This is a genomic window from Marinomonas sp. UCMA 3892 (assembly GCF_012726345.1).
Lineage (GTDB): Bacteria > Pseudomonadota > Gammaproteobacteria > Pseudomonadales > Marinomonadaceae > Marinomonas.
The window spans coordinates 480,135-493,504 of the sequence record NZ_PTXN01000002.1 but is presented as its reverse complement, the minus strand read 5'-3'; the positions used below and the strand labels follow the sequence as shown (position 1 = coordinate 493,504).

General features: G+C 44.3%; 11 protein-coding genes. 6 read left to right on the top strand and 5 right to left on the bottom strand.

Annotation, left to right across the window (positions count from 1 at the left end):
* The first annotated feature begins 104 nt into the window (after positions 1-104).
* The 5 genes from B6N13_RS05110 (at position 105) to B6N13_RS05090 (ending at position 5,918) form a co-directional block, all read left to right on the top strand.
* A complete protein-coding gene (locus B6N13_RS05110) occupies positions 105-1,715 on the top strand; it encodes an ABC transporter substrate-binding protein (RefSeq protein ID WP_012070755.1) in 1,611 nt (536 codons plus the stop codon).
* 73 nt (positions 1,716-1,788) lie between these two features.
* Entirely contained in the window at positions 1,789-2,742 is a 954-nt protein-coding gene (locus B6N13_RS05105; RefSeq protein WP_012070754.1) for an ABC transporter permease, read from the top strand.
* On the top strand, positions 2,739-3,608 hold the full coding sequence (locus B6N13_RS05100; RefSeq protein ID WP_012070753.1) for an ABC transporter permease: 870 nt from the start codon (positions 2,739-2,741) through the stop codon (positions 3,606-3,608). The genes B6N13_RS05105 and B6N13_RS05100 overlap by 4 nt, the downstream gene beginning before the upstream one ends.
* A gap of 11 nt (positions 3,609-3,619) precedes the next feature.
* On the top strand, positions 3,620-5,458 hold the full coding sequence (locus tag B6N13_RS05095) for an ABC transporter ATP-binding protein (RefSeq protein WP_048814074.1): 1,839 nt from the start codon (positions 3,620-3,622) through the stop codon (positions 5,456-5,458).
* A gap of 64 nt (positions 5,459-5,522) precedes the next feature.
* Entirely contained in the window at positions 5,523-5,918 is a 396-nt protein-coding gene (locus B6N13_RS05090) for an AraC family transcriptional regulator (RefSeq protein ID WP_169458691.1), read from the top strand.
* 88 nt (positions 5,919-6,006) lie between these two features.
* Here B6N13_RS05090 and B6N13_RS05085 read toward each other — a convergent pair whose 3' ends face one another.
* The 5 genes from B6N13_RS05085 to B6N13_RS05065 all read right to left on the bottom strand — a co-directional run bounded on the left by B6N13_RS05085 (position 6,007) and on the right by B6N13_RS05065 (position 12,100).
* Entirely contained in the window at positions 6,007-7,332 is a 1,326-nt protein-coding gene (locus B6N13_RS05085) for an FAD-binding oxidoreductase (protein WP_012070750.1), read from the bottom strand.
* Between the two features lie 84 nt (positions 7,333-7,416).
* Positions 7,417-8,406 carry a M14 family metallopeptidase gene (locus B6N13_RS05080; protein WP_169458690.1) on the bottom strand — a complete coding sequence of 330 codons (990 nt, stop codon included), beginning with the start codon at positions 8,404-8,406 and terminating at the stop codon, positions 7,417-7,419.
* Between the two features lie 17 nt (positions 8,407-8,423).
* Positions 8,424-9,905, bottom strand: a complete 1,482-nt coding sequence (locus B6N13_RS05075; protein WP_169458689.1) for an NAD-dependent succinate-semialdehyde dehydrogenase — start codon at positions 9,903-9,905, stop codon at positions 8,424-8,426.
* 193 nt (positions 9,906-10,098) lie between these two features.
* Positions 10,099-10,593 (bottom strand): Lrp/AsnC family transcriptional regulator, encoded by a 495-nt coding sequence (locus B6N13_RS05070; RefSeq protein WP_012070747.1) that lies wholly within the window; start codon positions 10,591-10,593, stop codon positions 10,099-10,101.
* 127 nt (positions 10,594-10,720) lie between these two features.
* Entirely contained in the window at positions 10,721-12,100 is a 1,380-nt protein-coding gene (locus tag B6N13_RS05065) for an aspartate aminotransferase family protein (protein WP_169458688.1), read from the bottom strand.
* A 263-nt stretch (positions 12,101-12,363) separates the two neighbouring features.
* On the opposite strand from B6N13_RS05065, the gene B6N13_RS05060 reads away from it, so the two are divergent.
* Entirely contained in the window at positions 12,364-13,296 is a 933-nt protein-coding gene (locus B6N13_RS05060; protein ID WP_012070745.1) for a glyoxylate/hydroxypyruvate reductase A, read from the top strand.
* Positions 13,297-13,370: the final 74 nt, after the last annotated feature.

The window sequence follows — 13,370 nt, the reverse complement described above, 5'->3', positions numbered from 1 at the left end:
TCGGCAAATCCGCTTTCGTAGAAATGCAATGAAGTAAATAAACCGATATATAAAAAGAAGAGTAAGACTTTAATGACATAATAACTTACAAAAGGAACCATAAAATGAAAGATGACAAAAAACGTTCGTTGGGAGAAAAACAAAGTTCAAGTCTGTTAACGCAGGGCGTATCCCGACGTCAGGTTTTGCGTGGAATGATGACAACTGGGGTAGTGGCAGCTGGCTCAGGCGTATTAGTACCAGGCTCCTCACTATCTTTTGCTAAATCCTCCGCTGGTGTGTACGGCGGTAAAGTCAAAGTCGCTAGTCAGTCAGGTTCCACGGCAGATACCTTGGATCCGGCTAAAGGATCGGGCTCTACTGATTACACCCGCCATTATATGTTTTATAACGGACTCACTCGGTTAGATGAAAGCTTGGTACCTCAAATGGTGTTAGCGGAATCATTTGATACGAAAGATGCTGAAAAATGGGTCATTAAACTCCGCAAAGATGTTAACTTTCATGATGGTAAGCCTTTCACATCAGCTGATGTTGTGTACTCGTTTAATCGTCATAAAGACCCAAAAACCAGCTCTAAAGTTGAGAGTGTTGCTAAGCAAATGGTCGAGGTTAAAGCTGTAGGACCTCACGAAGTTCATATCACTTTACAAACTAAAAATGCTGATTTGCCCGCTATTCTAGCTGTGTCTCATTTTCTGATTGTTCGTGATGGCACAACAGACTTCAAAAAAGCCAATGGAACTGGGGCATTTATTTGTCAGGAGTTCCAGCCAGGTATTCGTTCTATCGGCACTCGTAATCCAAATTATTGGAAAAAAGGTCTTCCGTATTTAGACGAAGTAGAGCTGTTCTCTATTCCAGATGAGTCTGCTCGCGTCAATGCGCTTTTGTCTGGCGATGTGCATTTGATAAACTCAGTCAATCCGCGCTCTATTAACACCCTAATGGAAAACCCAATTGCACGAGTAATACAGACGGATTCTGGTGGTTATACCAATTTGGTAATGAGAGAGCAGCTTGGTCCTGTGCAAAATCCTGATTTTGTTTTAGGCATGAAATCGATTCTAAATCGCCCGCAAATTATAAATGTGGCTTGTCGTGGCTTTGGCACAATTGCTAATGACCAACCAATTCCAAAAGGCCACCGTTATTACAACAGCGGATTAGCACAGCGAGAATTTGATCCAGATAAAGCGAAGTATCATTTCAAAAAAGCTGGAGTGTTAGGCCAAAGTATCCCTATGGTAGCGTCCGCTGCGGCGGATAATTCCGTTGAAATGGCCCAAATAGTGCAATTGTCAGCTCAACAAGCTGGGCTTAAATTGGATATAAAACGAGTTCCAGCAGACGGTTATTGGTCCAATCATTGGATGAAAGATCCCTTAGGCTTTTCAAATATTAATGCGCGACCCACGGCTGACCTGATTTTTAGTTTGTTCTATCAATCAAGCTCAAACTGGAATGAATCGGGTTGGAAAAATGAACAGTTTGATCAGCTGTTGATTGCGGCACGTGGAGAGATGGATGAGGCCAAACGCAAGCAAATGTATGGCGATATGCAGGTTTTAGTTCATGATCATTGCGGTATTGGTATTTCCAACTTTAATAGTATCAATGATGCCTGTAACAGTAAGTTAGGAGGATATACCCCTCACCCAATAGGTGGTTTCATGGGGTACATGTTTGCAGAACAAGTTTGGCTAGAAGTTTAAGTCCCAATTCTTGTTACTAAACTCAGCATTGTGGAAGCTTTGATTCCACAATGCTCTGCATAATAGGTGAACCATGAATCAAACAATTTCACGGCTTATAATGAATCGCATAGGGCTAGGTGTATTGACCTTATGGATTGTTTCTCTGGTGATTTTTATCATCACGAATTTATTGCCAGGTGATGCTGCTCAAGAGTTATTGGGTCAATCCGCCACGCCAGAAACTCTGGCGGCTTTAAGAACGCAACTAGGATTAGACCTACCCATTTATACTCGTTATATCCAATGGCTTGGTGGCTTACTCGTTGGGGATGCTGGCTATTCCATGGTAAATGGCATGTCAATCATGGAGCTAATCTGGAGCCGTTTACCCAATACACTTGTTTTGGCAGCCTTTGCTGCGAGTGTGTCCGTTCCTATCGCACTGTCGATTGGTATTTTTTCTGCCATGTATCGTGGCTCTTGGTTCGACCGGTACATCAATATGATGGCGGTCTTTGCAGTGTCGGTTCCAGAGTTTTTAATTGCGACTATTGCCGTATTAATCTTTGCGGTAAAACTTGGTTGGTTGTCGGCATTGTCTCATGTGGAAAGTGCACATACTTTTGGCGAGATGATTAAAGTCTATGCCATGCCTGTACTGACGTTGTGCAGTGTCTTGGTCGCCCAAATGGCTCGAATGACACGAGCAGCGGTGATTGATCAATTAAGTTCCCCTTATGTGGAGATGGCTTTGCTAAAAGGAGCCAGCCCAATGCGAATTGTGTTACGTCATGTATTACCTAACGCCCTTGGCCCAATTGCGAATGCGGTTGCATTGAGCTTGTCCTATTTATTGGGCGGCGTAATTATTGTCGAATCCATTTTTAATTACCCCGGAATCGCAACATTAATGCTTAACGCGGTTAGCACAAGGGATATGCCCTTGGTTCAAGGTTGCGCCATGCTATTTTGTTTTGGCTATCTCATCTTGGTTCTAATTGCTGATATTTGTGAAATTGTATCTAATCCGAGGTTGCGAAAATGAGTTCAAATACTTCTTCCGTTAAAAAGGCTACCTCTATTTATAGCGTGTCACTTTTCTCTCGCTTGCGTGGGCGATCTGCCAGTGGTGCTATTGGTGGTATCTTAATTCTTTTTTGGTTAATCATGTCGGTAATTGGGCCGATGGTTGCACCTTATGGCGCCAATGATTTTGTAAGTTACGATGTCTTTGGCCCTGTGAGCGCTAAATACTGGATGGGTACGGACTACTTAGGCAGAGATATTTTTAGCCGAGTATTAAATGGCACACCTTATACCATTGGTGTTGCTTTGGCCGCCACCGTTGCGGCTTGTACTGCTGGTGTTGTTTCGGGCTTAGTGGCTGCCGCTTCAGGTGGTTGGTTAGATGCGGTGATTAGTCGTACTCAAGATGCAATGATTTCAATCCCAAGCAAGATGTTTGCTTTGATTATGGTGGCATCGTTCGGTTCTTCGGTTCCTTTGCTAATTATCATGGCAGCCATTGCTTACATGCCGGGGAGCTTTCGAATTGCCCGTGCTTTGGCAGTAAATGTCATGACGTTAGACTATGTTCAAGTTGCTCGGCTCCGTGGTGAGTCCATGGCTTATATTATTTTCAAAGAAGTCCTTCCTAATATGTTCCGTCCAGTCTTGACCGACTTTGGTCTGCGTTTTGTGTTTGTTGTTTTGCTGTTGAGTTCCATGAGTTTTCTTGGCTTGGGTGTACAGCCGCCGGATGCAGATTGGGGATCTTTGGTTCGTGAAAATATCTCTGGTTTAGGGTCAGGAGCGCCAGCGGTTATTGCCCCAGCCATTGCTATTGCGTCTTTGACCATTGGGGTTAACTTGTTGATCGATAGCTTTGGCAATAAATCGGCACACCATTAAGGAGAAGAATGATGACAGAACTTGTAAAAGTGAGTGGTTTACGCGTTGCTGTGCGCTCTGGTGGGGCTGATATTCCAATTGTCCATGGCGCCGACTTCAGTTTAAAAAAGGGTGAAGTATTAGCATTAATTGGTGAATCTGGTTCTGGTAAAACAACCATTGCCTTGTCTTTGATGGGCTATGCTCGCAGTGGCTGTCATATTGTTGGCGGCTCTGTTCAAGTCGCAGGAGTGGATGTTTTGACTCTTTCTCCTCATCAGCTGACAAAAATGCGTGGCCGAACGGTATCTTATATTGCGCAAAGTGCGGCAGCGGCTTTTAATCCATCAAAAACAATAATGGATCAGGTCATAGAAAGCGCCATGATTCATAAGACCTGTTCTCGCAAAGAGGCTCAAGAAAAAGCCATCGGTTTATTTAAAGAGCTGGCTTTGCCATCACCTGAAACCATAGGGGAAAGATATCCCCATCAAGTATCGGGTGGACAACTTCAGCGCTTGATGGCTGCAATGGCACTCATCACCGACCCTGCTTTGGTGATATTGGATGAGCCGACGACGGCGTTGGATGTAACAACACAAATTGAAGTGCTAAGAGCTTTTAAAAAGGTGGTTCAAGAGCGCAATACAACGGCCGTTTATGTGTCCCATGATTTAGCCGTTGTTGCTCAAATGGCCGATCGTATCGTGGTTCTGAAAAATGGTGAAATTCAGGAAAATAATGTCACTCGTGAGATTCTAGAAGCCCCAACAAATGAATACACCAAAAGTTTATTGTCTGCTATGAAACCTGAAACTCGTCAGGATACGGTCGAGCAGAAAACGATGGACTTGAATACAGACACTCCTTTGTTAGAAGTACGTCATTTAGAAGTGAGTTTTGGTAATAAAAAAGTACTTCACAACATAGATTTAAAAATTCGTCGTGGTGCAACCGTTGGGGTGATTGGCGAATCGGGTTCAGGAAAAACCACCTTAGCAAGAAGTATTGTTGGCTTAGTTCAAGCAAGTGGGGGAAATACCTACCTTGATGGCGAACAGTTGAATGAGCATGCTACTAAGCGAACAAGAGAACAGTTAAGACGCGTGCAATATGTTTTTCAAAATGCCGATACGGCCTTGAATCCTTTGCATACTGTTGAAGAAATTCTTGCCCGTCCATTGCGCTTTTATCATGGCATGAAAGGCAAGAAACAGCGTGATAGGGTACTAGAGTTATTGTCGTTAGTGCATTTACCGGCCAGCATTGCGAATCGTCGACCAACCGAGTTGTCTGGTGGTCAAAAACAACGTATTAACTTAGCAAGAGCGTTAGCCGCAGAACCCGATATTATTCTGTGTGATGAAGTGACATCGGCTCTGGATACCGTTGTTGGTGCTGCTATTCTCGAATTAATGGCCGATTTAAGGAAGAAATTAAACGTTTCCTATCTCTTTATCAGCCATGATATCAGTATGGTTCAAGCCATTTGTGATGAAGTGGTTGTGCTTTACTCTGGTTTTAAAGTGGAGCAAGGGGCTGGTGAGTCTTTTCAGCGTCCGCCATTTCATCCTTATACTCAATTACTTATCGATTCAGTACCAGAGCTGCAACAAGGCTGGCTAGAGTCGACAAATGCGAACCATGAAACTTTGCCAACCATTAGCGCGGCCAAACAGAATGTGGAACTTTGTCCATTTTTAGATCGTTGTGCGGTAAGGATTGAGGGTAAATGTAATCGCATTATTCCTGCTCGAATTAAGCTACCAAAAGGCAATCAAATATTGTGTCACCACACATTTGTTAATGACTTAAATAGTCAAAGTGTTCAACGCCATGAGCAGAAAAATGCCTTAGTCGAAAGTGTCTAAATTTATGAGAGTCCCGAAACCTATAGGGACAAGGAATCTATATTTAAGCGAGAGAGGTGCGATTATGGAAGATCTAGTGGAAATTTTGCCAGCAAATATCCTAAGCGAAAATACCATTATTTGCCTTAATGAATCGGCCTCTCAGTCGATAGCAAAAGCCAAAGCATATATTGATCAGCATTATAAAGAGTCTATTGATTTAGACTCTTTAGCTGCTCTAGTAGGGTTAACTCGCTTTAGTTTGGCAAAGCGGTTTCGTCAATTAATGGGGATTTCTCCCTATCAATATGTCTGCCGAGTGCGTGTTTGTAACGCTCAGTTTTTGATTGAGCAAGGCAAACGACCTACCGAAGTTGCTGGAGCGGTGGGCTTTTTTGATCAGAGTCATTTGGCTAAGCACTTTAAGCGTTTATGTGGTGTGACACCTAGCCAATACAGAGAACGCTTTTGTAAGGCTTAGCGAGTTTGTGATTTTTATAAGTGATAAAAAAGCCATGACAGGTCACTGTCATGGCTTTTTACTTTAATGTGGAAAGGACGGATTCTGTTTAAAAATCCGACACTTTCCCCCATGCTTTTTTGTTTAATCGAGCAAGTTGGTATTGTTTATGCTCCACAAAGGTTTCTTTACCGGCGAGCATTTCAGCGATCAACTTACCAGCGCCTGGTCCGATACCAAATCCGTGCCCCGAGAATCCAGCAGCAATTAAAAAGCCTGAAATATTCTCTGCATGATCAATGACTGGCACACCGTCAGGCGTACTATCAATGTAGCCGCCCCATGCATTTTGTACTGGAATATTGGCGAATTCAGGCAGCAGCATGCGTGCACGTCTCAGAGTTTCTTCAATTAATTTGGTGGACGGTCTTGGGTCTAAAATTCGAGTTTTTTCCATCGGAGTGGGTTTATCTAAAGCCCATTTTTTACGAGTTTCATGACCTGCTAGCCAAGCTTGTAAATCGCCTGGAGAGAGTATCTTCCAGCGTTTTGCGAACATGGGTAAGAAATCTGTGGCAAAGCGCAATTGTTGAGGCGTGATATCCACATTCGCTGTGCCTGAGATAGCAAGTGTATAGCCACCGTTACTGCGTTGTGTAATGGAGACTTCGGACGTATGTAACGCACTCGGAATGCCTTTCGCTCCCGGCATAAGAGAGAGAGCAGAAGAGCGCACGGCGGATTGTGGGAAGCGGATCCCCAGCTGGTTACAAAAAGACGAAGCCCAAGCGCCGCCAGCCATGACCACTTGAGAGGTTTTAATCACGCCTTTTTCTGTAATGACACCACATACTTTGCCTGCCTCGGTTTCAATGCCACGAGCGGCGCAGAATTGGTGAATACTGCCGCCGTGTTTTATCACGCCTTTGGCAATCAATGGCGCGGCTCTGGAAGGGTCGGCAATACCATCGGAAGGAGAGAACACACCGCCTAGCCATGGTTTATTGGTGGAGATACCACGTTCAGCCGCTTCGCTCGCACTGAGCATATGAGTGGTTACCCCTTCACCTTTCGCAAAGTCACGCCATTTCGCCCAAGTATCAATTTCCGCTTGGTTATCCGATAAATAGAGTAATCCGCAGCGGCGAAAGCCCAAATCCTCGCCAAGATCTTCGGTAATTTCTTCCCACAGATCTAGGCTTTTGGTCGCAAGGGGGAGTTCACGTGCGTCACGGTTTTGTTGGCGACACCAGCCCCAATTTCGGCTGGACTGTTCTGCTCCAACTCGGCCTTTTTCAATGAGAGCGACTTTCATTCCTTGGCGTGCCATAAAATAGGCTGCACAAACGCCCACGATGCCACCACCGATAACAACGGCATCCGCGCTTTCTGGTAATTCTGGTGTTGATGAAATGCATAATAATGGAGCGGGCATTTTGTTCCCCTTGCTGTATTTAAGGATGACGCTTTTGACGGATGAATTCGACTAAAAGTGTCAGTATGTATTTTTATGACTTATCTAAATGCACAGTTCACCCAGACGCACCACAGTGACACCTGGTCGTAATTGCCGAATCGATGGCATCACCAAAACGCAGTTTGCGTAAGGGGTTTTAACAGGTAGGCCATCACTCCATGCAATGACGTTGCCAGCTTCACTAAATGTTTCTAAACCTGTGTACTGATCGGCAAAACGAAAATCCATACTGGTCGCTACGACAGGTTCCGTGACTTTTACTATATTCATTATTGGCTCAAGTGGTTGGAACCAATAGCTGGGTAAGTCATCTTGTTCAATAACGCCATGCAATACTAAGAAGCGAGCGGTAACATCGCGTGCCACAGTGACCGCAGAAGACTCCCAGTGTTGACCGCATTCGACTAAAAGAGCGTTTTTATCACTGCTTGAATCACCAAAATCCGCATAATCACGGAGTCGGCAACCTTCCGGATGGCCTTCATCACGAATCACCCAAGCAGGGGAAGCTTGTTGTTTGGCTAGTTCTAAGCCTTTATCCAATGGACCACAGACGCAAAGGGGTGAGCATTTTTCGTGCATTGAATGCAAATCTAAGAGGAAATCCACCTCGTCAATTACTGGACGCATTTCACGGGCGCGGCGAAGTTCGGATGAGTCTTTAGTGAGGTCTTCAAGGATCGCTTTCGTCCACACACGGTTCATATCTTGGTCTACAAAGCGTGATTTATCCGGATTTTGCGGATCAAAAGTTAGATAAGCTGCCACATTTGAAAATGCCAGCGTGAGTTTGCCTTGACGAGGTGTTAACCCCATATCGATCAGCTCTTTTACGACAATAGCACCACAGACTTCATTGCCATGAATAATGCTGTTTATCATCACATGTGGTCCAGCGGCGCCACTATCAAAAGTATAAAGATAAGGAATGCCACTGTTGCCTTTCTCGTAGGGCGTGATGTCTGGAAATTCTATCTCAATAGGATAATCCGGTAGCGTATCCTTATTGGGTGTTAACGATTCATTATTCATTGCAGCCATCTCCAGTCTTAATCCAAATTACCTTGGCAAAGATATTTTGTATCCATGTAGTCATCCAATCCGTAGCGTGAACCTTCGCGACCATAACCGGACTCTTTCACACCACCAAAGGGAGCTGTTTCTGAAGCGATGGCCCCTTCATTGATACCAACAATACCGGTTTGCATTTTGCTTGAGACGCGCCAAACGCGCTTAATATCGTTGGAATAAAAATAACCCGCTAAACCAAACGGAGTGTCATTGGCCGCTTCAATCACTTCTTGTTCTGAGTGAAAACGAAAGAGTGGAGCAACAGGCCCAAAGGTTTCATCACGGGCGAGTTCCATATCATGATTGGCATCAACCAGAACGGTAGGAGCAAAATAGTTTGGCCCTGTTGCCATGTCGTTTTGAATGCGCTTTCCACCTGTGAGCAAGCGAGCGCCGAGCGTCAGAGCATCGTCTACATGACGTTGAATCTTTTCGATGGCTCGGTCGTTGATCATAGGGCCAATTTGGCTATCGGCCTGATCCCATGGTCCGACTTTTAGAGAGGCAACACGCTTGGTTAATTTGTCAGCAAAATCATCATAAACACTGTCATGAACGTAGACTCTGTTTGGGCATACACAGGTTTGACCACCATTACGAAATTTCGCAGCGATTAATCCTTCAACAGCGGCATCAAGGTCTGCATCTTCAAAGACGATAAAGGGCGCATTACCTCCCAACTCCAAAGACAGATGTTTCAATGTGGCAGCTGATTCTCTTGCTAAAATTTTACCGACGGCGGTGGAACCCGTGAAGGTGACTTTACGGACGCGGGCATCGCTTAACCATACGCCTACCACCTCTGATACTCGGTCCCGTGACGAGGTGATTATGTTTAATACACCGGCTGGAATTCCGGCTTCTTCGGCTAAGGCAACTAAAGCCAATGCCGTTAATGGGGTGTCTTCCGCGGGCTTGGCAACCACAGTGCAGCCAGCGGCAAGCGCAGGCGCTATTTTTCGTGCGATCATAGCCAAAGGGAAGTTCCAAGGTGTAATCGCCGCCACAACCCCGACCGCTTCTTTGACCACCATGAGCTTTTTGCCATGAACTGTTTCAGGAATGATATCCCCGTAAGTGCGAAGTGCTTCGCTGGCAAACCAGTCCACATATGAGGCGCCATAGGCGACTTCGCCACGGGCTTCTGCGAGCGGTTTTCCTTGTTCATAGGAAATGATGCGAGCTAAATCCTCCGCGTTTTTTATTATTAACTGGTGCCAACGGATGAGACATTGTGAGCGTACTTTTGCGGGTTGGGTGCGCCAGCTTTCGAATGCTTGATAAGCAGCGTCGGTGGCTTCTTTAGCATCTTTTACTGTGCTGTTTGCTACCTGAGCAAAATCTTCTCCAGTGGCAGGATTACTAACGGGGTAGTGTGCATTTTGCTCACTATTTTGCCATTGGCCATTGATGAAGTTATTGGTACGAATTAGGTTGGGGCGCTTGAGTATCAGAGTCATAAATCTTTGCCTTTTCAATACAGCCATCGTTGAGTTGATAACCATTTTAGCGAGAGCAGACTAACGATTACGCTTGTTATGGGAGGATAAATCGTAGGATTGTTTGTTTTTATGAGCAGATACGGAAGCTTATGCTGCGGTTGGGGAAATCGCACCCAATAGGGAGAATGTGCTTTGCTAGATTGTCAAGGTATTAATCTTCAGGCGTAAATAAATTATCGATAGGATAATATTTTTTGACGATAGGAGATTTGATCACTATGTAGCTGAAATATTTATCGATAAAGAGGTTCTTGTCGAGTAATTCTTCCATTACGGTTTGATAGTGGACTACATTGCGAGTTAGGAAAATTAGCTGATAGTCGAAACCGCCACTGACAAGATGGCACTCTTGCACTTCGTCTAGTTTTCGAATGTAGTTTTCGAATTGGGCAAAGTGATCTGGGCGATGATCTTTTAGAGTGACCTGAGTGAAAACCCGTTGAATGGTGCCGAGCTTTTCTAATTGAATGTGAGCGCCGTAATCAATAATGTAACCGGCTTTTTCTAATCGCTTAACTCGTGTTAAGCAGGGGCTGGGTGATAAACCTACGGCATCCGCTAAGTTAACATTGGAAATACGACCGTTACGCTGTAGATGGCTTAAAATACGAATATCAAGTCGATCCAGTTTTTGCGCCCCGTTCATCAAAATCTCCAATTATGTTAAGCGGTTAGATATCCTTCGATACTAAAGCAAACATTGCGAAACGTCATCTATTGATGTGTCACAATGTTTGCTTTTACAAAATAAACCTAATGTAAAGCGCGTTTGATCACTTTAGAGCACTACGAACTTCTGGCTGCTCAAGTACATCATCAAGTGTATCCTTTAAACGCTTAAATAACAGGTCAAAGTCCTCTTTGGTATAACACAAGGCTGGGGCAAAGCCAAGAATGTTGTCGGCAAAGGCGCGGAAAATCAACCCGTGTTTATAAGCACTTTTCGTTAGCCGATCAGCTAACTTTAATGCTGGATCAAAGTGCGTTTTGTTCTCTTTATCAGCAACTAATTCAAGAGCACCAAGCAAACCGCGACTACGGGCATCACCCACCAAAGGATGGTCTAATAAAGACTGTAATCCTTGTTCAAAATAAGGGGCGAGTGTTTGACAATTGTTCAGTAATCCTCCTTCCTCATACAAACGAATGACTTCTAATGCAATTGCCGCACTCACTGGGTGCGCCGAGTAAGTATAACCATGGCCGACCGGCGCATCTTGGCCACAACCTTCTGCAAGACCTTGATAAACGGCGTCGCTCATCATGACCGCCCCCATCGGCGCATAGCCAGAGGTCAGTCCTTTTGCCATGGTCATCAAATCCGGTGTGACCTCTTCGGCTAGACAGGCAAACATTGGACCTGTTCGACCAAAGCCGGTAATCACTTCATCAACGACAAACAAAATGCCCAGCTCATTGCAGCATGCTTGCATGGCTTTTAACCAGCCTTTTGGTGGCACTATGACCCCGCCTGAACCAATAATAGGTTCACAGAAAAAGGCCGCTACATTGTCGGCTCCTAGTTCATTTACTTTGTCTTTTAACGAAGAAACGGAGTCGGCAATGATGCTTTCGGGCGTTGAACCCGCTTTGCTGCGATAAGCATACGGACAAGGAATTCGGTGCTGACTAGGAAGAGGTAAATCGAAATGGCGGTGAAACGCTGGTAAAGCGGTTAATCCGGCCCCTTGTGATGAAGAGCCATGATAGCCACGTTCTATGCTAATAAACTGCTTTTTGTCATGTTTACCGATGGAATTAAAGTAATTGACGATAAAGCGGATCGCGGAATCAACGGCATCAGAACCGCCTTGTGTAAAAAAGACATGCTGCAAAGATTTTGGTGTGATTTCGACCAATTTCGCAGCTAGTGTAATAGCAGGTTCAGAGGCAAAGTGAAAATAGCCTGTAGCATAAGGTAATTCGCGCATTTGCTTTTCGGCGGCTTTAATAACGCTCTCTTGGCCATAGCCAGTATTGACACACCAAAGGCCAGAAAAAGCATCGAGTAGTTCTTTGCCGGTATTATCGGTTAAATAGGCTCCTTTGCCAGATTTTAGTATGGTCGCACCGCGTACTTCATGAGCACGATAATTGGTGACAGGGTGAATAAGGTGTTGTTTATCTAAAGATACTAGCGTGTCATTTTGCATTGTCTATCTGCCATCGGTCATTGAAAGATGGCTTCTATATTAGTATCAAAAAGGCGGCGTATTCTGTTGAGTCAGATAGCGATAACAAGGCAGATGTGACGAATTCGAAGCGTATTCGGAATATTATTTGGTTTGTTGATTTTTGATCATTTTAGCCTGTAAATCCTCTTTTAAACGGGCGTTTTGGGCGCTATCTTGTTGGCTCTAGAGGCCGCTAATTCAAATTTTTGGGGCTAAAATTCAATTAGTAAAGAGAGATGTAAATGAGTGCCGCCATACTATTTGCTACAAATACACCAAAATATTCCAGCTTTTTAGTTAACCTTTGCCGAGAACTTTACCCTGATGTAAAGGCTTTCTTACCTGGAGAGCCTGGGGCTGAAAATGCACAGATCGCTGCTTGTTGGGCACCAGATCAAGACTTGCTAATAGAATATCCCAATATCAAATTAATACACTCCGTGGCGGCTGGAGTTGACCATCTTGGTGAAACTTTGCTGACTGCCGGCCTTCCAGTTTGTCGAGTTGTTGATGATGGGCAAAAAATTGGTATGTTTGAATATATTCTGTACGGTATTTTGAATGTACAGCGTAACTTTGATAAAGCGATACAAGAGCAAAGTATAAAAAATTGGCAGCGATATCCTATTCGTAAAAAAAAGGATATTCGTATTGGATTCTTAGGTTTGGGAGAGTTAGGTGGTTATGTGTCAAGCCAGTTGGCGGCATTTGGGTACTCTGTATATGGCTGGTCTCGCACCAAGAAATTCTTACAAGATGTTCACTGTTATTTCGGGGAAGATGGCTTGGATTCTCTGTTAGAACAGTCTGATATTGTGGTAAATATTTTGCCACTTAACGCTTCCACTCAGGGAATTTTGAATGCACAAGTGTTCAATAAAATGCCAGAAGGAAGCTATTTGATCAATTGTGGTCGAGGCGATCATTTGGTTGAAGCCGATCTCATACAGGCTATTGAATCAGGCCACTTGCGAGGCGCTTTGTTGGATGTGTTTAGTGTGGAGCCATTGCCAGAGAATAACCCGCTGTGGACTACCCAAGGCGTATCGATTACCCCTCATGTTGCTTCTGATGCTTCAAAACCTGAAATAATCCATCAGCTGGTAGACAATGCCAAAAAACTTGCTGCTGAAGAAAGGTTAAATAATCAAATTAATCCAACATTAGGTTACTAATTTGAGGTAGTTGACCCTTAAAGAAGATAGCATCAAGTTATCGAGTCACTACTTATGGTAAAAGGAAAATAAAA

Bases quoted from the DNA above. Each gene is read 5' to 3' on its own strand.
- B6N13_RS05095 (WP_048814074.1), top strand. From the start codon at position 3,620: ATGACAGAACTTGTAAAAGTGAGTGGTTTACGCGTTGCTGTGCGCTCT.
- B6N13_RS05080 (WP_169458690.1), bottom strand. From the start codon at position 8,406: ATGAATAATGAATCGTTAACACCCAATAAGGATACGCTACCGGATTAT.
- B6N13_RS05085 (WP_012070750.1), bottom strand. From the start codon at position 7,332: ATGCCCGCTCCATTATTATGCATTTCATCAACACCAGAATTACCAGAA.
- B6N13_RS05105 (WP_012070754.1), top strand. From the start codon at position 1,789: ATGAATCAAACAATTTCACGGCTTATAATGAATCGCATAGGGCTAGGT.
- B6N13_RS05060 (WP_012070745.1), top strand. From the start codon at position 12,364: ATGAGTGCCGCCATACTATTTGCTACAAATACACCAAAATATTCCAGC.
- B6N13_RS05065 (WP_169458688.1), bottom strand. From the start codon at position 12,100: ATGCAAAATGACACGCTAGTATCTTTAGATAAACAACACCTTATTCAC.
- B6N13_RS05075 (WP_169458689.1), bottom strand. From the start codon at position 9,905: ATGACTCTGATACTCAAGCGCCCCAACCTAATTCGTACCAATAACTTC.
- B6N13_RS05090 (WP_169458691.1), top strand. From the start codon at position 5,523: ATGGAAGATCTAGTGGAAATTTTGCCAGCAAATATCCTAAGCGAAAAT.
- B6N13_RS05110 (WP_012070755.1), top strand. From the start codon at position 105: ATGAAAGATGACAAAAAACGTTCGTTGGGAGAAAAACAAAGTTCAAGT.
- B6N13_RS05100 (WP_012070753.1), top strand. From the start codon at position 2,739: ATGAGTTCAAATACTTCTTCCGTTAAAAAGGCTACCTCTATTTATAGC.
- B6N13_RS05070 (WP_012070747.1), bottom strand. From the start codon at position 10,593: ATGAACGGGGCGCAAAAACTGGATCGACTTGATATTCGTATTTTAAGC.